Source organism: Hyphobacterium indicum (assembly GCF_003129605.1).
Taxonomy (GTDB): Bacteria; Pseudomonadota; Alphaproteobacteria; order Caulobacterales; family Maricaulaceae; genus Hyphobacterium; species Hyphobacterium indicum.
Genome location: NZ_QBDX01000004.1, coordinates 943,398 through 962,193 on the forward strand (window position 1 = coordinate 943,398; position 18,796 = coordinate 962,193).

The window sequence follows — 18,796 nt, forward strand, 5'->3', positions numbered from 1 at the left end:
GATCTATCGGGCCGCATCCCGGCGTTCATAGGCATCCACGATCCGTCCGACCAGGTTGTGCCTGACAACATCTTTCCGCTCGAAACGGATAATACGAACCGCCGGGTCACCATCCAGAATGTCCAGAGCTTCCGGCAGACCGGAGGGCTGGCGGCTGTCCAGATCTGTCTGGGTAGGATCCCCGGTCACGATCATGCGCGAGCCTTCACCCAGCCGGGTCAGCACCATACGCATCTGCGCGCGAGTCGCATTCTGCGCCTCATCCACGATCACGATTGCCCGGTTCAGGGTCCGGCCGCGCATGAATGCCAGGGGGGCAACCTCGATCCGCTTGTCTTCGCGGAATTTCTCCATTTGCACCCGCCCCAGCGCGTCTGTCAGCGCATCCCACACCGGCAATAGATAGGGATCGACTTTCTCGGCCAGATCGCCGGGCAGAAATCCGAGCTTTTCACCAGCTTCGACAGCCGGCCGGGTGATGATCAAACGGTCCACCGATTTCAAGGCCAGTTGCGCAGCGCCATAAGCGACCGCCAACAGCGTTTTCCCCGTCCCGGCTGGTCCCACGCCGAAAATCAGATCGCTGCTTTTGGGATCATTCAGCGCCCGGATATAATCACCCTGCCGCGGCGTACGCGCCATGAAGCTGGCACCGCGGGGAACCCGGATGACTGTGGAATCCGCCATCGCAGCCTCGCTGTCATCCAGCGTCAGCACCGATCGTACATCTGCCTCGTCACACGTCATCTGCTGTTCAAGGCGTGTATAGAGCCGGTTGATAATCCGTTTGGCTTCCAGCCGGGTTTTGGGATCCGCGCCCGAAATCTGGATCTGGCCGCCACCCGGCGCGGCCAGCCGCACACCGATTTCCTCTTCGATCATGATGAGATGACGGTCGCCAGCGCCGGCCAGGAGGCGCACGCGGTCGCGATCATCGAAATGCAGGGTTTCGACGGGATCCTTGCGGGGCTTTGCGGAGCGGGACGTCTTCGAACGGGAGGCGGTCAAGCGGCATCCACCTTTGCATCGAGGAAGCCGGTCAGAGAATTCCGGCTGGCATCCGTAATCGTGACTTCGGCGATCTGTCCGATTAGCCCGGAAGGCCCCTCGCAATGCACCGATTGCAGATAGGGTGAACGGCCATGCAGCTGCCCAGGAAGGCGGCCGGCCTTCTCGAACAGGACCGGCAGGCGCTTGCCGATCTGCGACCGGTTGAATTCGCCTTGCTGTTCCTCCAGCACGGCCTGGAGCCGGGCGAGGCGCTCGCTGGCCACCGCCTCATCGACCTGCATCGGCATGGAGGCACCCGGCGTTCCGGGCCGGCGGGAATATTTGAATGAGAACGCCGAGGCATAATTGATCGCTTTCACGCCCTGCAGCGTGGCTTCGAAATCGGTTTCCGTCTCGCCCGGGAATCCGACGATGAAATCACCGGAAATGGCAATATCCGGACGTGCCGCGCGCACTTTCTCGATCACCCGCACATAGCTTTCAAATGTGTGCTTGCGATTCATGGCGTGGAGGATCTTGTCCGATCCGGACTGAACCGGAAGATGCAGATACGGCATCAGGCATTCCAGATCGCCATGCGCGGCAATCAGCTCGTCATCCATGTCATTGGGGTGGGACGTCGTATAGCGAATCCGGTCGAGCCCGCCGATCAGTGACAAATGCCGCAATAACCGGCCCAGCCCCCACGGCCCGTCCGCCTCGTGTCCGGCAGGCGGCGCGCCATGAAATGCGTTCACATTCTGACCCAGAAGCGTGATTTCCCGCACACCTTTTGACACCAGCATCCTGGCCTCGGCAACGATCTGGTCGACAGGGCGCGACCATTCGGCGCCGCGCGTATAGGGCACAACGCAGAAAGTGCAGAATTTGTCACACCCTTCCTGAACCGTCAGGAACGCCGTGTATCCATCAACCGCCCGGTCACCGGCCAGCGCATCAAACTTCGCCACCGGTTCGAACTCGGTCTCCAGCCTTTCGCCGCGCGCACGATGGGTCTGCGCAATCAGCTCGGGCAATTTGTGATAGGTCTGAGGGCCGACGACCAGATCCACCACCGGAGCACGACGCATGATTTCCTCGCCCTCGGCCTGGGCCACGCACCCTGCAACCGCAATCGTCATCGGATCACCGGTCCCGGCCTTGGCTTCCTTGTGTGGCCGCAGACGGCCGAGCTCGGAATAGACTTTTTCCGCGGCCTTCTCGCGAATATGGCAGGTGTTCAGGATCACCAGATCGGCATCATCAGGCCTGTCCGATGGCTCATAGCCCAGCGGCGCAAGCACATCGCGCATGCGTTCGCTGTCATAGACATTCATCTGACAGCCATAGGTCTTGATGAAGAGCTTCTTGCGCTGCTGCGCCATGGGTTACCTGTCATTGCGAAAGAGGCGCGGGTTATGATGGAAAGCGCACGGAATCGCAAGCCCTGCCTAGGCGGTCACCACGTTGCGGCCGATCACCCGCGCAATGATGATCACGGCCAGAAGCGTCAGCACGCCTGCAAGCGCAAAGGGAGCGCCCGGAAAATAAACCGCCGCTTCGCGGTTTGAAAACATATAGAAGATGAAGGTCATCAGGCCCGGCCCGAAAACCGTCATCAGCGAAGCCAGGCTAGTTGTCGCCCCGGACAATGCCCCCTGCATATTGGCGGGCACCTGATTGGACATGATGCCCTGCAGGGCCGGGCCACCGATCCCGGCCAGAGCCCCGAGCACGATGATGACATACATCACCACTGTATTGGGTGCGAGCGCATAGCCCCAATAGGCCGCCGCCGCGATGGCAAATCCCGTGATGGCCGCGCGTTTTGCGCCCAGAGCCGGGATCGCCTTGCGTGCCAGAAACCCCTGCACAGCGGCGGCCGAGAAACCGACCACGCCGAGCGATATTCCGACCTGCAGAGCCGACCAGCCATACCGCTCAATGCCGTAATATGCCCAGACCGCCGGTAGCGCCGTATGGCCGAGGTGAAACAGGGCAAGCGCGCCCAGCAGGCCAAAAACGATGGGATAATGGCGCATTTGCAGAAGGGTATTGACCAGGCTGGCGCTGAACAATCGGAAAGGCCGGCGGTTTTCTTCCGCCAGCGTCTCCGGCAGGACAATCGCCCCGTAGACGAGATTGACAAACCCCAGCGCAGCAGCCGCAAAGAAGGGCCAGCGATGGTCGAAATTGCCCAATAGTCCGCCAATGACCGGGCCGATGATGAAGCCGAGCCCGAAAGCCGCACCGATCAGCCCGAAATTGGCCCCGCGCTTGTCCGGTGGAGAGATGTCGGCAATGAACGCACCGGCGGTCGTATAGGTGGCACCAAACACACCGGACAATGCCCGCCCGGCAAACAGGACCCACATCACCGGGGCCAGGCCCATGATCAGGTAATCGAGCGAGAAACCCGCCAGCGATAACAATAACACCGGGCGGCGGCCGAACCGGTCCGACAGATTGCCGACGATCGGGGCGAATACAAATTGCATAAAGGCATAGAGCGTCGCCAGCGCACCGCCCCACAGGGCCGCCCGCGGCAGCGGAAGCCCCGTCAGGTCCATGATCAGTTGCGGCAATACGGGAATAATGATCCCGAGCCCGATCATGTCAATCAGAACCGTGATGAAGATAAAGGCCAGCGCGTTCCGGCCGGGCATCCGTGAAACCGTCACGGCCCGGTTCGCCGTCTACTCGCGTTCTTCAGGGCTCAGGGGAACCGCATAAAGCTCGAGCCGGTGGTCCACGAGGCGGTAACCGAGCTTCCGGGCAACGGCCTCCTGCAAACGCTCGATCTCCTCATTGACAAATTCGATGACTTCACCCGATCGCAGATCAATCAGATGATCATGGTGATCATCACTGGCTTCTTCATAGCGGGCGCGGCCATCACGGAAGTCATGGCGCTCGATAATTCCGGCTTCCTCGAACAGGCGAACGGTCCGGTATACCGTCGCCAGTGAAATCCGGTCATCCTCGGCCGCGGCGCGGCGATGAAGCTCTTCGGCGTCCGGGTGGTCTTCCGCATCAGACAGGATGCGCGCAATCACGCGGCGCTGGTCTGTCATCCGAAGGCCTTTTTCAATGCAGAGTTTTTCGATCCGGTCTGGCATGGATATTCCCCTGAAAGTGCCTCACTACTGACATAAGCCGGTCGCAGCGATCCGTCTATTCACCGAGTGTTTTTTCCATGACCAGTGCATCAGTTCCATCCGAATAATATGCCTTTCTCAGACCAGCTTCATAAAATCCCGCCGAGATGTAGAGTCGATAAGCGGCCATGTTTGATCTTGAGACCTCCAGAAAAACGCGCTTGGCTCCGGATAGCCTGATCTCCGACAGAGCGGACATCAGGAGCGCTCGTCCGATGCCCGTGCGGCGATGCTCGGGGTCTGTGGCCAGCGTCAGGATTTCAGCCTCATCCATCACGACCCGCACCAGAATGAATCCGTCGGGATCCGGGGCGTTCGATGCGAGCGCCACCATGCCGGGTTCGGCAATCAAACGCGCGATTTCCGCCGCCGTCCAGCCTTTGGGAAAGGCGCGGGCATGCAGCGCTGAGAGCTTTCCACAGTCGGCTTTGAGTATCCGTGAGACCGTCACGGGATCGTCTGTCCGCCCGGAAGCTTCGCATCCGGCGGTCGCGCATAGAAGGGGCGGGGCGGATCGAAGGGCCCTTCCGCCTGACAAGCCAGGTCCAGCACAGCGCCCATATCAACAGCAGCCGTCGCGCCGGGCGACCCCCCTTCGGCGGCAAGCGCAGCGGCACTGCCAACAAGCGAGAGTGCAAACATTGGATCGCCGGATTGCATCGCATCCTTCACATATTTCCTGAACCCTTCGACCGGCAGGGTTTGGCGCGGGCCGGCAGGTCGGCCGCATTCAAATTTTTGCAAAACGACCTCGCCGCGCTTTGCATCATGCGCAGCAATCACCGGATAACCGTCATTGGGGTCAGAAGCCTTCACCCAGGCCCGGAAGTTCGAAATACCGACACATTCCGCACCCGTCGCCAATGCCAGTCCGCGCGCAAAGGCAACACCGACCCGGGTGCCGGCAAAACTGCCCGGCCCGGTCGTGACGCCAATCCGGCCAATCTGCCGGGGTGCCAGTCCCGCCTCCGCCAGCACCTCGGACACCATGGGCGCGAGCCGTTCAGCCTGGCCGCGGGGCATGCTCTCAGAGCAAACGATATCGGCCCGCCCCGGCACGCGAAGCGCGACGGAGCAGGCCGGACCCGTTGTATCGATCGCCAGCAAATTCATGCTGCGGCGTTTAGAGGATTGCGGCGGCCTCGTCGAATGAAAGTCGCGGCAGGCGGGGGAAGATTTTTTCACCCGAGCCGTAGCCAAGATTGACCAGAAAATTGGCCGTCCAGTTTTCGCGTCCCTTGTCTCTGGCAAAAAATTCCTTGTCGACGCCCTCGATCGAGAATCCGGACATTGGCCCGACATCCAGGCCCAGCGCTCTCGCCGCAAGGATCAGATACGCGCCCTGAAGCGTGCCATTGCGATAACCATTGGATTGGGCGGTATTCTTCATCATGTCGCGCGCACCGTCCGAGTGCGGGAAAAGCTGCGGCATTTTTTCGTAGAAAGTCTTGTCCCAGGCGACAATGACGGTCACCGGCGCGGTCATGGTTTTCTCGACATTTCCGTCCATCAGGTGCGGTTTCAGCCGGGCCTTGGCGGCACCAGAGGTGAGAAAGACAAAACGCGCCGGTGAATTATTCATGCTGGTCGGGCCCATTTTCACCAGATCATAGAGCGCATGCAGCGTCTCGTCCGGGATGGCCTTGTCCGTCCAGGCATAATGGGTGCGCGCCTCGCGGAAAAGCTGATCCAGCGCCGCGTCAGAAAGCGCGTCATAATCTGAAATATTCTGGTCGAGCATGAGAGCACCTGTGTATTATTCGTGACAATCAGTCACGTAAGGCGCGATCAGGGCTCTATTAAGGTCAGAATCGGAAAAAGAGATTATCCGACCGCGACAACCTCGCGGACTTCCGGCACATAATGCTTCAGAAGATTCTCGATACCGGACTTCAAGGTCATGGTTGATGACGGACAGCCCGCACAGGCTCCACGCATCACCAGCGCGACAATACCGGTCTGCTCGTCAAAGCCCTTGAAGATGATATCCCCGCCATCGCGGGCGACCGCGGGGCGGACCCGTGTGTCGATGATCTCCTTGATCTCTTTCGCGGGACCGCTGTCGGGCTCGAAATCCGCCTCGCCCCCATCCGCATCAAACAGCGCCGCACCGGACTGGAGCACATCCATGATCGTGCCCAGAAGCGCCGGTTTTATATGCGGCCAGCCCACGGTTTCATCCTTGGAAACAGAGACATAGTCCGCGCCGCAAAAGACACCGGTCACACCATCCACCGCAAACAGTTCGCGTGCGAGCAAGGACGCTTCAGCCTCTTCCGGAGTTGCAAATTCCCTTGGAGACTCGGGCGCGATCTCGCGGCCGGGCAGGAATTTCATCGTGTTCGGATTGGGAGTGTCTTCCGTCTGGATAAACATGAGGAGTCCGTCCTGTCTGCCAGCTCCCACATGGCGCTTCTGGGCGCCGCCTGCAACCCTTCATTATGTGAGGGCATCAATCGCTTCGCGCGACAAACCACCCGGCACAACCGTTACAGGAATCGGCCGCGCACCGGTCAGTCCACGGCCGCGGGCCAGCGCGGTGACCAGTGGCCCGGGACCCTCTCCCGTCTCGGCAGCTCCCAGCACCAGAATGGAAATCGTGGAATCTTCCTCGATCAGATCAGCCATCGCGGACCGCAACTCGTCTTCCCGCAAGACCAGTTCCGGACGTTCGCCCAAAACGGCTTCCGCATCCTCAGCCAGCGCGTCCAGCAATTCGGTGGCTTCCTCCTCGGCCTCACGCCGCATGGTTTCGGAGACTCCGATCCAGTGATCGAAATTGGACGGTTCGATAACGGCCAGAAGGATCAGGCCGCACTCTGTGGCCTGCGCCCGCTTGGCAGCGAAATAGAGCGCGGTGCGGCACTCTTCGCTCTGATCAGCCACGACCAGAAATTTACGGCGGTGTTCGCTCATAATGCATAGATTTGGCCTGACACGCGCCATTCGTCCAGATAGGAATGCGCCCCATGACCGGAACCAGTTATTCAGATCGGCGTAATGCCACCGCGAAGGAACAGCTCATAGCACTGGAATCCAAGCGGATTTCCGTGAGCGAGCAGGGGACGCTGAAGCGCGCCATTGCGTTTGACGACATTACAGAAGTCCGCCTCGGGGTCGAAATGGCAGGCCGTGACAGCCAGGTCGTTTGCCGCATCACCGCGACGGACGGGACGATCATCGTCTTCGGATCCCGCAGCTGGCAAAGCCTCGGCCAATGGGAGAATCGTGCGGTCGGATTCCGGGATTTCAATACCGCCCTTCATCGCGCGCTTCTGCCTTATGCCGGGACAATCCGCTTTATCGAGGGCCAGCCGCTCTGGTTCGGCTTTGTCATGTCGGGCCTCGGCCTGATGCTTGCCCTGCTCGGCGGCGGCTTCGCTCTTTTTCTGTTGCTGGATGAAAATCCAGTGGGTTTTGGCGGCCTGCCAGGGCTCATCATCGGCCTCTATCTGGCCTGGATGTTCCGGCCACGCCCGCAAAAACCCTATGATCCCAGGCTCTACGCAGACATGCTGTCCTAATCGGCCGATAGCTCCGGCGGCATGGATTGCACAGCAAGGCGGACCGGAACCGCACCGGCATTCTGGAAGGTCAGCATCCCGTTCACTGTCTCGCCTTCGGATACAGCCGGCAGGCCAAACACCATCAGATGCAGACTACCCGGCGCGAATATCAGAGGGCCGTCTTCTCCGATGCGCTGCGGACCGACCTCCCGCATCTGCATGACGCCATCTCCGGTCATGAAGTGCCCGTGCAGCTCGACCCGTTCCGCCCCGTCGATCCTTGCCGAGAGCAATACGTCTTCAAATCCCTCGGCGAGGTTGGCAGTGAAATAGGCGGCCGTGACATCCCGTCCTGCCGGGTGGGGCCGCATCCATGCAGCACGAATTTCGATCACGCTTTCCTGCCCGGCAACGGACACGGGGCTTTCCACTTCCGGAAGCGGGGGGGCAGACGGCCGGTTTTCCGGCGCTTCGCAGGCCGCAAGAATCAGGGCCGGGACAATCGCAAGATAACATCGCATGGGCGCGCTCCTTTTGCCGCTGTACTAGCGCCAGAGGACGGCCCTGACCATGCGGCGGTTTATCCCCAATAGCCGACGATTTCCTTGACGTCCCTGATGACCGGTCCGGCCACAGCGCGGGCACGCTCGGCCCCGCGGGTCAGAATAAGGTCGATTTCTGCGGGGTCGGCGATCAGGCGCGCGTATTCATTGGCCACAGGCGACAGGCGTTCGACCGCCAGTTCGGCCAGTTTCGGCTTGAACACGCCAAAACCCTGTCCGCCGAATTCGGAAATCACCTTCTCCTTCGTCGAACCTTCCAATGCCGCATAAATGCCGATGAGGTTGAGCGCTTCAGGGCGATCACCCAGCTCTTCCAGAGAGGCGGGAAGCGGTTCTGGATCCGTTTTGGCCTTCTTGATCTTGCGTGCGATTGTGTCGGCATCATCCGCCAGATTAATGCGGGAGAGGTCGGACGGGTCGGACTTCGACATCTTCTTCGATCCGTCCTTCAGCGACATGATGCGCGTGCCCGCCCCCTGGATATAGGGGTCGGGAAGCGGGAAAAAGCCTTCACAATCAAAGTCACGCATGAAGCGGGCCGCGATATCGCGGGACAATTCCAGATGCTGTTTCTGGTCTTCGCCGACCGGCACATGGGTCGCCTTGTAAACCAGAATGTCGGCGGCCTGCAGCACGGGGTAAGTAAAAAGACCCACGCTGGCACGCTCCTTGTCCTTGCCGGCCTTGTCCTTGAATTGCGTCATTCGCTCCAGCCAGCCTAGACGGGCCACGCACTGGAATATCCAGGCAAGTTCGGCATGCGCCGTCACAGCGGATTGTGCAAACAACGCGGATTTTTCGGGATCAACACCGGATGCGATATAGGCCGCGGCAGCCTGGCGAACCTTGTCCGGCAGACCTCGTGCGTCATGCGGCATGGTGATGGCGTGCATATCCACTACGCAATAGAAACACTCCGCGCCGCTATCCTGCAGCGTTACCCAGTTCACCAGCGCGCCGAGATAGTTTCCCAGATGAAGCCCGCCCGTAGGCTGCATGCCCGAGAGGATGCGTTGGGGCCCGGAATAGGTTTGCGCGTCAGTCATGATCTCACTCGAATGCAGGATGCAAAAAGGAAGGCCCGCGTTTAGCCACGCGCGAAAGCGTGACGCAACTCCGAAATCCGCAACCCGCCTGAGAGCATGGCAAAAAGGCTATAGGCCACCAGCCCGATTCCAGATGCAGCGACAGCGGTCAGAAGCCGCGAGCCGATCAACAGATCGGTCATGGGTTCCCGGTACAGGGTCAGGGCATACATCACGCCGCCGGCAAGCACTGCCGAGACCAATAATCTGGGCAAGGCGCGTTTCAGACGCTTGTCGATATCAAGCCCGCTCCGCCGCGCCAGAAAGAAGGCCAGCAATCCCGCATTCACCCAGCCGGCAAACGAGGTCGCAGCCGCCAGTCCGACATGGCCACGATCCGGCGCAAAGTCGCGAATCCAGAAGAAAGCTGCTGCCCCGATCACAATGTTCAACACCATGGAGACCGCAGCAAATTTCATCGGCGTCATTGTGTCTTCCCGCGCAAAAAAGCCTGGCGAGAACACCTTGATCAGGACAAAGGCCGGAAGACCCAGGGCGAAAGCCTGGACCGCCAGTTTTGTCGCTTCGGAATCTTCTGCTGTGAACGCGCCGCGCTGAAACAGGCCCTCAACCAGAAGGCCCGGCATGACCAGCAAGGCGGCGGCGGCCGGCAGGGTCAGCGCCATTGAAATTTCCACAGCCCGGTTGGTCGCATCCATGGCGCCCTGGTCATCACCGGCTTTCAGTCGTCTGGAAAGGGTCGGCAAGAGTGCTACGCCCATCGCGATGCCGATGACACCCAGAGGCAGCTGATACAGCCGGTCCGCGTAATACAGCAACGCAACAGCGCCATCCTGCAGGGTCGCAATCAGCTGACTGATGACAATATTGATCTGGGTCACGCCGCCGGCAATCGCGCCCGGTACGCCCAGCACGATGAGGCGGCGGACTTTCGGCGTCAGCTGCGGCACGCGCAGGCCCAGCCGGATCCCGGACCGGCGGCATCCCCAATAGAGCATGACCGCCTGAACAACCCCGGAGACGGGTACCGCGATCGTGATCCACAGGCCTGTGGTTTCCGGATTTCGCGGGGCCACAAGTAACACGCCGATCATGACGATATTCAGCGCAATCGGGGCCGCCGCTGACAATGCGAACCGGTCATGCGCATTCAGCGTCCCTCCCATCATTGCGGTCAGCGAGACAAGCAGGAGGTAAGGCATGGTGATCTGCGTAAAAAGCACCGTCATTTCGAACAGGCCCGGCTCATCGACAAATCCCGGCGCAATGCCCCGGATGATGACGGGCATGAAAATCTGCGCCATGACCGTCAGAGCAGACAGCGTCACGATCATCACCGACAGTGTGTCACGCGCAAACCGCCTGGCTTCGTCCCGGCCTTCGCCTTCCAGCGTCCGCGAATAAAGCGGAATATAGGCCGCATTGAATGCGCCCTCGGCAAAAAAACGGCGAAACAGGTTGGGAAAACGGAAAGCGACAACGAAGGCTTCCGCCACAGGCCCTGTACCCAGCGCCGCGGCCAGCAATATCTCGCGCAAAAAGCCCAGCACCCGGCTGATGGCGGTAAACCCGCCAACAACGAAAGTGGATCGGAGCAATCGCATCGTCAGCGCCCGGCGCTTGCCCGGGCGCGGGCCAGCCCGCGCGTCCGTGCGGTTTCTTCAATGCGGGCCTCTTCTTCCGCCAGCACTGCCAGCAAAGCCGCCTTGATGTCGGCGATCTGTGCCGTATCCGAAAGCTTCTGGCCGTCCTTCAACACATAGAAGACATCTGTGGCGCGTTCGCCATAACCGTCAATGCGGGCCGATTGCAAAGCCAGCCCGGCATCGGCCAGCACTTCCGAGAGATCCGCCAGCAAGCCCGGACGATCCCGGCCCGACGCCTCGATCAGGGTCGCGGTTTCTGCGGCCTGCTGATCGATTGATACGGACGGAATAACGGTAAAGGCCGTTGCCCGGCGCGTCAGGCGTTGCGCGGGCCGCGTCCCGGATCGTGATTTCGACCCTGATGCAGCCCGGCGGACACGCTCGGCAAGGGCATCCCGGGCCCGCTCACGGTCATACCCGTAGGGTTGGCCGGATGCGTCCTGTACATAGAAAACGTCAAACGCCTCACCGGAGGCTGTCGTCGAGACCTGTGCACCCACAACATTGGCGCCCAGCTGCGCAAGCACGGCAACAATGTCTGCAAACAACCGGTCCCGGTCCGGTGCAATCATCATGACTTCAGTGGCGGCCCGGCGTTTGTCGATCCGCGCCGCCGCCGCGACCAGGTCTCCACGCGCCCGGGCGGCGCGTACGAAGGCTGCGTGCCGTAAACGGTCTGCTTCCGAAAAGGACAGCCAGTAGGAATCATCCAGATCAGCGGTCCAGTTCCGGGCGAATTCATCGTCCACCCGCTTCAGTTTTTCGCGGAACAGGGCACGGGCATCATCCGCCTGTCCCTTAAGAAGGGCCCGGATCTCCGCTTCACCTTCACCGGATGTATCACCTTCGAGCACATTGCGCGTTGCAGAGTAGAGATCGCGCAACAACTGTCCTTTCCAGCCATTCCAGATGCCGGGACCGACCGAACGGATATCAATCACTGTCAGGAGCGTCAGCAGGTTCAATCGCTCCATCGAGCCAACCTCCCGGGCAAACTCGATCACCGTGCGCGGGTCGCCGATATCGCGCCTTTGTGCTGTGTCGCTCATGAGAAGATGCGAACGGACCAGCCAGGCCACGAGTTCGACCTCCGCTTTCGGCAAACCGAGGCGCGTACAGGCCATGCGGGCCTGAAGCGCGCCCTCGACGCACTGATCCCCCTTGCCCTTGCCGGTGTCATGCAGCAGCGCGGCCAGATGCAGTGCCCGCCGGTTCTTGATGTCGTGGACAATCTTTGTGGCGATCGGGTGATCATTGGGGTGATCCCCGGTTTCAATTTCGCGCAACAGGCCGATCAGTTGCAGCGTGTGTTCATCAACCGTGTAACGGTGATACATGTTGAACTGGGTGCGGGCGACAATACTGCCAAACTCGGGCAGGAATTTCCCCAGAAGCCCGGCTTCGGTCATCAGCCGCAAGACCAGTTGCGGCGCCGCCGAATCCAGCAGGATGGAGAAAAACACCCGGACCGCACGCGGATCCGACCGGAAATCATCGTCAATCAGGCGTATATTCTGACCCACCACCGCAATCGCATCAGGATGCAGATCCGTCCCCATTGCCGAAGCCGCCCAGAACAGCCGCATCAACAGGACGGGATCGTTCTCGATCGCCACATCGGCAGCAAAATCAAGACGGCCATCGACCAGCCGGAATGCTGCATCGACCGGCTCTCCGAGCGTGTCCTTCTCGGGCAGAAAGCGCGCCAGGCCGCGCGGGCGCGATTTGCGGTGGTCCGCTTCCAGCTTGGCGCACACAAGCCGTGTCAGGCTGCCGACATCCATCGCGGTCAGGAAATACCGCCGCATGAAACGCTCCACCGCGCTTTCCGCCTCGGCATCGTCAAATCCCATACGCGCAGCGATTTCCGGCTGGATGTCAAAGGTCAGCCGGTCATCCTTGCCGCCGATAATGGCGTGAATGTGGAAACGGATCGTCCAGAAAAAATCAGACGCGCGCAGATATTTCTCGACATCAGAGACGGTCAGAAGCCCGGAGGAAACCCAGCGCTCGAAAGCGTCGGCGCCGTAGAGGAATTGCGCCAGCCAGCGCATCAGTTGCAGATCACGCAGCCCGCCCTTGGATTCCTTCAGATTGGGTTCGACCGTATAGCGCGAACGGCCCGCTTTCGCGATCCGGCTGTCCCGCTCGGCCAGCTTGGCTTCAACAAAGGCAGCGCCTTTTGACTGAGCTTCATCACGGAGCGCCTGACGCAGCTTTTCGGCAAGACCGGGATCGCCGGCAATATGCCGCAATGACAAAAGCGATGTGCGTTCGCCGATATTCGTATCAGCGATCTTCAGCGTTTCATCAATCGTGCGGACAGCCCCGCCGCCGATATCCAGCCCGCAATCCCACAACACATAGATGACCTGCTCCAGAAAGGCGTTCTGGGCCTTGCTGGCGCGGTCCGGTTTTATGAAAAGAATATCGATATCCGAGCTCGGCGCGAGTTCTCCGGCACCATAACCCCCGATCGCCAGAAGCGATATGCCATCCGCGGGTTTGCCCGCTTCTGCTGCCAGTGAATCGAACACCGCGCCAAGCACGGCATTCATGACGCCCGATAGAAAGCGCGCAGCCTCCAGCCCGCCACTGGCTCCGTCCAGCTTGCGGAACGCTGCCTCCCGCCCGGCCTCGATAGATGCCTTTATGCGGGTAATCGCGGCCAGACGCGCTGCGGTGTCCTGCCAGCCCTTGCCGCCCAGCGCCGCTGCCAGTTCAGCACGCAGTTTCAATCCATCAAGGGATGCCGGAAGCGAGGAAACAAGCATTGTCACCGGTTCTAGCGCGCGCCGTCTTTTGCGTCACTCATTGTCTTCGCCGGACAGGCGCTTCAGCTCATAAAGACAGTCCAGCGCCTCCCGCGGGCTCAGCCGGTCCGGATCAATCCGCTTCATCCGCTCGGACAATTGTGAGGGTTTTGCGGGCGCGGCCACAGGCATCGCCGAGAAAAGCGGTAATTCCGCCAGCGCCGCGGCCGGGGCATCTTCACTTTCGAGGCGCTCGAGAATGGTTGTCGCCCGCGCTATGGCAGCCGGAGGCAATCCGGCGCGCCGGGCCACTTCAATGCCATAGGACCTGTCGGCCGGCCCTTCGGCGACCTGGTGCAAAAAGACCAGCTCGCCTTTCCATTCCCGCGCCCTGAGACTCAGATTCCCGGCGGCCGACAGCTCTTCAGCCAATCGGGTCATCTCGTGATAATGCGTCGCGAACAGTGCACGGCAGGTATTGATCTCATGCAGGTGCTCTGCTGCGGCCCACGCGATGGACAATCCGTCAAAGGTCGAGGTTCCGCGTCCCACTTCATCAAGGATCACAAAGCTCCGGTGTGTCGCCTGATTGAGGATCGCGGCGGTTTCAACCATTTCATTCATGAATGTGGAACGCCCGCGTGCAAGATCATCCGCCGCGCCGACGCGCGAAAACAGCCGGTCGGCAATTCCGATACGCGCCCGTGCCGCAGGCACATACAGCCCGGCCTGTGCCAGAATGATCATCAGGGCATTCTGCCGCAGATAGGTCGATTTACCGGCCATATTCGGACCGGTCACCAGCAAGAGACGGGCGCCGGATTTTCCGTTTCCTGACATATGACAGTCATTGGGCGTGAATCCGGCTTCGCCATCGCGTTTCAGCGCGGCTTCGACCACCGGATGACGCCCGCTTTCAATCTCGAAGACCGCCTCCTCCGCCAGGTCCGGACGCGTCCAGTTTGCACGCCGTGCAAATTCGGCATTGGCCGTTGCCACATCGATCTCGGCAAGCGCCCGGGCTATGGAGCGGATGGTTTCAGCATTATGCTCCACCCGGTCCCGGAATCCGCCAAAGGCCTCCACTTCGAGCGCCAGGGCCCGGCCGGCTGCACCGGCAATTTTTGATTCCAGCTCCGCCAGCTCCGTCGTGGTAAAGCGCACCGCATTGGCCATGGTCTGGCGATGAATGAAGCCATCATGTGCCATCAGCGGGTCGGCATGGCGCGCACTGACTTCCACGAAATAGCCCAGCACATTGTTATGCTTGACCTTCAGATTGGTAACGCCTGTGGCCTCTGAATAGGTTTTTTGCAGACCCGCAATCAGCTTCCGGGAATCGTCGCGCAAGGCCCGCGCTTCATCCAGCGCCGCAATCCAGCCTTCGGCGATAAAGCCACCATCCCGGGCAAACAGTCCCGGTTCTTCAACTAGCGCGGCTTCGAGATCAGCGACCAGGGAACGAAGCCCTTCAAATTCCTGAACATTTAAGGCTTCGGCCAGCTTTGCCAGCCTTTCGGGCACGTCCAGTCCAGGCCCCGGAACCAATATGGCAGACAGATTTTGCGCTTCTGTCAGGGTTCGCCGCAGAGCAGAAAGATCGCGGGGGCCACCGCGCGACAGGACAAGGCGCGACAGCGCGCGTTCCGGATCACCCGCCGCCTTCAGCCGGTCCCGCACCGTCGCGCTGGTGGGCGAATTCAGAAAATATGTAAGCAGATCCAGCCGCGAATTGATTTCGGCAGGATCGGTCGAGGGCCGGTTCAGCCGGGCGGAGAGGAGGCGGGCACCGGGTGCCGTCACAGTCCCGTCAATCGCGTCCAGCAAGGACCCCTTGCGTTGCCCGGCCAGCGTCCGGTCTATTTCCAGGCTGGCTCGCGTCGCGGGATCAATGAGCAGGGCGCCCCCGCTCCGGACCTGCCGGGGCGCGGAAAGTTTCGCCGGAGCCCCGGCCTGCGCCAGTTCCAGATAGTCGAGCAAGGCACCCAGCGCCGCCGTTTCCGCCGACGTGAAATCACCGAACGCATCGAGCGAATCCACACCAAAGCGTTCCTTCAGTCTCCGTGTGGCTGACTTTGCATCGAATTTGGCGCGCGCCAGTGGCGTGATCCGGCCACGCCCGACCCATGCTGCGGCCGCTACAAAATACTCTTCCGGCACCAGCAATTCCGCCGGATTGAGCGCACCCAGCTCGGCCGGTATCCCGGCCTCGTCGACAGCGCTTGCAGCAAATTCACCCGTGGAAACTTCCGCCCAGGCAATAGCCATTCCGCCAGAGGCCGATGGGGCAAAAGCCGCGATCCGGTTGGACGCTCTCGCCTCCAGCAGCGAATCTTCCGTCAGCGTGCCGGGCGTAACAATCCGCGCAAGTCCGCGCTGAACAGTTTTGGCGCCCCTTGCCTTGGCGGCCGCCGGATCTTCCAGTTGTTCGCCCACCGCGACCTTGAAACCGGCGCGAATCAGGCGGGCCAGATAGGCTTCCGCGGTCGCCGCCGGAACACCGCACATCGGAATGGGTTCGCCCTGATGCTGGCCCCTCTGGGTCAACGCAATGTCCAGCGCCTCTGCCGCCCGTTTCGCATCGTCGAAGAAGAGTTCATAGAAATCGCCCATCCGGTAGAAGAGCAAGGCATCCTTCGGCGTTTCCTCGCGCAGGGCGAGGAATTGCGCCATCATCGGCGTTGCGCCATCGGGGCTGGGAAACTGGCGGTCGGAGAGCGTGGGATCAGTCATGAAGCACGGGAAATTGGCCGGGATTCGTGAGCTCTGCAAGCGGCCTTGACGCTTGCGTCGGACGCGCGCGGCGTTAGGGTCGAACCTGCCCTTCCCGCGATCCGCTCAGGAACACAATAGATGTCAGACCGCACAAGCCCCGTGGATGATGAAGACGCGCTGCGATTTCACAGCCAGCCGACCCGCGGAAAACTCGCGCTTCAACCGACCAAGCCCATGGCGACGCAACGCGATCTGTCTCTCGCCTACTCGCCAGGCGTGGCCGCGCCGGTCAAGGCCATCGCGGCGGATCCCGACCTGGTCTACGAATACACCTCCAAGGGCAACCTTGTAGCGATTGTTTCCAATGGCACAGCCATTCTGGGCCTGGGTAATCTCGGCCCGCTGGCCTCCAAGCCGGTAATGGAAGGCAAGGCGGTCCTTTTCAAGCGCTTTGCCGATATTGACGGAATGGACATCGAGGTCGACGAAGCCGATCCGGACCTCTTCGTGGAATGTGTTGCGCGATTCGGCGAGACTTTCGGCGGCATCAACCTCGAAGACATCAAGGGGCCGGACTGCTTTATCATCGAGCAAAAGCTCCGTGAGCGGCTTGATATCCCTGTCTTTCATGACGACCAGCATGGCACCGCCATCATTGCAGCAGCGGGCATCATAAATGCCTGCGAAATTACCAAGCGCGACATTTCAAAGCTGAAAGTCGTGGTCAATGGCGCTGGCGCGGCCGGCATCGCTGTGCTCGAGCTGCTCAAGGCCATGGGGGTCAATGCCAAGCATTGCATTTTGTGTGATTCCCGCGGGCCCATTTATGAAGGCCGTGAGGACGGCATGAATCAGTGGAAAGCCGCCCATGCTGCCCCGACCAAGGCGCGGACACTGGCCGAAGCGCTGAAGGGGGCGGACTGTTTCCTGGGCCTGTCTGTTGCCGGAGCGATTGACGAGGACATGGTCAAATCCATGGCCAGGGATCCGATCATCTTTGCCATGGCCAATCCGGAGCCGGAAATCCGCCCGGAGGCCGTCCGCAAGGTCCGCAAGGATGCGATCATGGCCACCGGCCGGTCCGATTACCCCAATCAGGTCAATAATGTGCTCGGTTTTCCCTATATATTCCGTGGAGCGCTCGATGTGCGGGCCCGGACGATCAATGAGGAAATGAAGATCGCCTGCGCCAGAGCGCTGGCCAACCTGGCGAAGGAAGACGTGCCTGACGAGGTTGCGGCGGCCTATCACGGCCAGCGCCCCAGCTTCGGCAAGGACTACATTATCCCTTCGCCCTTCGATCCGCGTCTGATTTCCTACATTCCGCCCTATGTCGCGCAAGCCGCCATGGATACCGGTGTGGCGAGGCGGCCGATCGAGGATATGGCAGTCTATAAAAAATCACTTGCACGGCGGCTGGATCCGACTGCCGCCCTGCTCCAGCGTATCCAGGGTGCGGTCGCCGGAAAGGGCAAGCGCATCGTCTTTGCCGAAGGCGAAGAGCCCTCAGTCATTCGTGCGGCCTATGCATTCCAGGCGCAGGAACTCGGCGAGGCCATTCTGGTGGGGCGCGAGGAACAGACCCGCGCCAATATGCGCCTTGTCGGCGTGCCGGAAGACGCGCTGACCATCGTCAATGCCCGCCTGTCCGAGCGCAATGCAGACTATTCCGCCTTCCTCTATTCGCGGCTCCAGCGCGAAGGCTATCTGAAGCGGGATGTGCAGCGCCTGGTAAACAACGACCGCAATGTCTTCTCCGCCTGCATGGTGAAGCTGGGTGATGCTGACGGAATGGTCACCGGCGTGACACGCAATTATGATGCGGCATTGAACGATGTTGCGCGCGTGCTCGACCCGGCCGAGGGTGAACGCGTCATCGGCATGTCCATCGTTCTGGCCAAGAACCAGACTTTCTTTATCGCCGATACCAATGTCACCGAATTCCCGGATTCGGCCGCTCTGGCGGACATCGCCTGCGAGGCGGCGGCGGCGGCGCGCCGCTTTGGTTTTGATCCACGCGTCGCCTTTCTTTCATATTCGACCTTCGGCAACCCCGCCGGTCAGCGCTCCGAAAAGCTTCAGGCCGCCGTGCGCATTCTGGATGAGCGCGGTGTGGATTTCGAATATGAAGGCGAGCTCGCTGCCGATGTCGCGCTCGATCCCGCCCACCGCCTGCTCTATCCTTTCTCGCGGCTGACCCGGGCGGCGAATGTGCTGGTCATGCCGGCGATCCACTCAGCTTCCATCGCCACGCGGCTGATGGGCGCCGGCGCTGGCGCGACCGTTTTGGGTCCCATGCTTCTGGGTTTTGAGCGCCCGGTCCAGATCGCCCGTCTGGGCGCACCTGTAACAGAAATCACGACATTGGCCGCCCTCGCCGCCTATGATTTGTCTGCCGAGGCAGAAGCGGCGGAATAAT

16 protein-coding genes are annotated in these 18,796 nt (G+C 60.9%); 2 read left to right on the plus strand and 14 right to left on the minus strand.

What is annotated here, in order from left to right:
- Positions 1-3: 3 nt before the first annotated feature.
- From DBR16_RS12515 to DBR16_RS12555, 9 genes are all read right to left on the minus strand, one after another.
- Positions 4-1,008: a PhoH family protein gene (locus DBR16_RS12515; protein WP_109261565.1), complete on the minus strand. Its 1,005-nt coding sequence runs from the start codon at positions 1,006-1,008 to the stop codon at positions 4-6.
- A complete protein-coding gene (gene miaB / locus DBR16_RS12520; protein WP_109261566.1) occupies positions 1,005-2,375 on the minus strand; it encodes a tRNA (N6-isopentenyl adenosine(37)-C2)-methylthiotransferase MiaB in 1,371 nt (456 codons plus the stop codon). Before miaB ends, DBR16_RS12515 begins: the two co-directional genes overlap by 4 nt.
- Before the next feature lie 66 nt (positions 2,376-2,441).
- Positions 2,442-3,656: a TCR/Tet family MFS transporter gene (locus tag DBR16_RS12525; protein WP_109261567.1), complete on the minus strand. Its 1,215-nt coding sequence runs from the start codon at positions 3,654-3,656 to the stop codon at positions 2,442-2,444.
- A gap of 30 nt (positions 3,657-3,686) precedes the next feature.
- Positions 3,687-4,109: a Fur family transcriptional regulator gene (locus tag DBR16_RS12530; RefSeq protein WP_109261568.1), complete on the minus strand. Its 423-nt coding sequence runs from the start codon at positions 4,107-4,109 to the stop codon at positions 3,687-3,689.
- Positions 4,110-4,164: 55 nt separating this feature from the next.
- The gene (gene rimI, locus DBR16_RS12535) at positions 4,165-4,599 is read right to left on the minus strand and encodes a ribosomal protein S18-alanine N-acetyltransferase (RefSeq protein ID WP_109261569.1); all 435 of its coding nucleotides are present in this window, start codon (positions 4,597-4,599) and stop codon (positions 4,165-4,167) included.
- The gene (tsaB, locus tag DBR16_RS12540) at positions 4,596-5,261 is read right to left on the minus strand and encodes a tRNA (adenosine(37)-N6)-threonylcarbamoyltransferase complex dimerization subunit type 1 TsaB (protein WP_109261570.1); all 666 of its coding nucleotides are present in this window, start codon (positions 5,259-5,261) and stop codon (positions 4,596-4,598) included. The genes rimI and tsaB overlap by 4 nt, the downstream gene beginning before the upstream one ends.
- A 10-nt stretch (positions 5,262-5,271) precedes the next feature.
- Positions 5,272-5,889, minus strand: a complete 618-nt coding sequence (locus DBR16_RS12545; RefSeq protein WP_109261571.1) for a malonic semialdehyde reductase — start codon at positions 5,887-5,889, stop codon at positions 5,272-5,274.
- Between the two features lie 83 nt (positions 5,890-5,972).
- On the minus strand, positions 5,973-6,524 hold the full coding sequence (locus tag DBR16_RS14185; RefSeq protein ID WP_109261572.1) for a NifU family protein: 552 nt from the start codon (positions 6,522-6,524) through the stop codon (positions 5,973-5,975).
- Positions 6,525-6,587: 63 nt separating this feature from the next.
- Entirely contained in the window at positions 6,588-7,064 is a 477-nt protein-coding gene (locus DBR16_RS12555) for a universal stress protein (protein ID WP_109261573.1), read from the minus strand.
- 53 nt (positions 7,065-7,117) lie between these two features.
- Between DBR16_RS12555 and DBR16_RS12560 the strand changes: the two genes are divergently transcribed.
- The gene (locus tag DBR16_RS12560; RefSeq protein WP_109261574.1) at positions 7,118-7,672 is read left to right on the plus strand and encodes a hypothetical protein; all 555 of its coding nucleotides are present in this window, start codon (positions 7,118-7,120) and stop codon (positions 7,670-7,672) included.
- On the opposite strand, the gene DBR16_RS12565 is transcribed toward DBR16_RS12560, so the two are convergent.
- The 5 genes from DBR16_RS12565 to mutS are packed head-to-tail and all read right to left on the minus strand — an operon-like array spanning position 7,669 to position 16,395.
- On the minus strand, positions 7,669-8,175 hold the full coding sequence (locus tag DBR16_RS12565; RefSeq protein WP_109261575.1) for a copper chaperone PCu(A)C: 507 nt from the start codon (positions 8,173-8,175) through the stop codon (positions 7,669-7,671). The two genes, DBR16_RS12560 and DBR16_RS12565, sit on opposite strands and share 4 nt — an antisense overlap.
- A gap of 59 nt (positions 8,176-8,234) precedes the next feature.
- Positions 8,235-9,263 (minus strand): tryptophan--tRNA ligase, encoded by a 1,029-nt coding sequence (gene trpS, locus DBR16_RS12570; protein WP_109261576.1) that lies wholly within the window; start codon positions 9,261-9,263, stop codon positions 8,235-8,237.
- A 41-nt stretch (positions 9,264-9,304) separates the two neighbouring features.
- On the minus strand, positions 9,305-10,867 hold the full coding sequence (gene murJ, locus DBR16_RS12575; protein WP_109261577.1) for a murein biosynthesis integral membrane protein MurJ: 1,563 nt from the start codon (positions 10,865-10,867) through the stop codon (positions 9,305-9,307).
- A 2-nt stretch (positions 10,868-10,869) separates the two neighbouring features.
- Positions 10,870-13,683: a [protein-PII] uridylyltransferase gene (locus tag DBR16_RS12580; RefSeq protein ID WP_109261578.1), complete on the minus strand. Its 2,814-nt coding sequence runs from the start codon at positions 13,681-13,683 to the stop codon at positions 10,870-10,872.
- Between the two features lie 33 nt (positions 13,684-13,716).
- A complete protein-coding gene (gene mutS / locus DBR16_RS12585; protein ID WP_109261579.1) occupies positions 13,717-16,395 on the minus strand; it encodes a DNA mismatch repair protein MutS in 2,679 nt (892 codons plus the stop codon).
- Positions 16,396-16,515: 120 nt separating this feature from the next.
- Here mutS and DBR16_RS12590 point away from each other — a divergent pair, with 120 nt between their 5' ends.
- Positions 16,516-18,795 (plus strand): NADP-dependent malic enzyme, encoded by a 2,280-nt coding sequence (locus DBR16_RS12590; RefSeq protein WP_109261580.1) that lies wholly within the window; start codon positions 16,516-16,518, stop codon positions 18,793-18,795.
- Position 18,796 lies beyond the last annotated feature (1 nt).

Coding starts and splice junctions, on each gene's coding strand:
- DBR16_RS12590 (WP_109261580.1), top strand. CDS start 16,516: ATGTCAGACCGCACAAGCCCCGTGGATGATGAAGACGCGCTGCGATTT.
- DBR16_RS12555 (WP_109261573.1), bottom strand. CDS start 7,064: ATGAGCGAACACCGCCGTAAATTTCTGGTCGTGGCTGATCAGAGCGAA.
- DBR16_RS12565 (WP_109261575.1), bottom strand. CDS start 8,175: ATGCGATGTTATCTTGCGATTGTCCCGGCCCTGATTCTTGCGGCCTGC.
- DBR16_RS12525 (WP_109261567.1), bottom strand. CDS start 3,656: ATGCCCGGCCGGAACGCGCTGGCCTTTATCTTCATCACGGTTCTGATT.
- DBR16_RS12580 (WP_109261578.1), bottom strand. CDS start 13,683: ATGCTTGTTTCCTCGCTTCCGGCATCCCTTGATGGATTGAAACTGCGT.
- murJ (WP_109261577.1), bottom strand. CDS start 10,867: ATGCGATTGCTCCGATCCACTTTCGTTGTTGGCGGGTTTACCGCCATC.
- tsaB (WP_109261570.1), bottom strand. CDS start 5,261: ATGAATTTGCTGGCGATCGATACAACGGGTCCGGCCTGCTCCGTCGCG.
- miaB (WP_109261566.1), bottom strand. CDS start 2,375: ATGGCGCAGCAGCGCAAGAAGCTCTTCATCAAGACCTATGGCTGTCAG.
- trpS (WP_109261576.1), bottom strand. CDS start 9,263: ATGACTGACGCGCAAACCTATTCCGGGCCCCAACGCATCCTCTCGGGC.
- DBR16_RS12560 (WP_109261574.1), top strand. CDS start 7,118: ATGACCGGAACCAGTTATTCAGATCGGCGTAATGCCACCGCGAAGGAA.
- DBR16_RS12545 (WP_109261571.1), bottom strand. CDS start 5,889: ATGCTCGACCAGAATATTTCAGATTATGACGCGCTTTCTGACGCGGCG.
- DBR16_RS14185 (WP_109261572.1), bottom strand. CDS start 6,524: ATGTTTATCCAGACGGAAGACACTCCCAATCCGAACACGATGAAATTC.
- mutS (WP_109261579.1), bottom strand. CDS start 16,395: ATGACTGATCCCACGCTCTCCGACCGCCAGTTTCCCAGCCCCGATGGC.
- DBR16_RS12530 (WP_109261568.1), bottom strand. CDS start 4,109: ATGCCAGACCGGATCGAAAAACTCTGCATTGAAAAAGGCCTTCGGATG.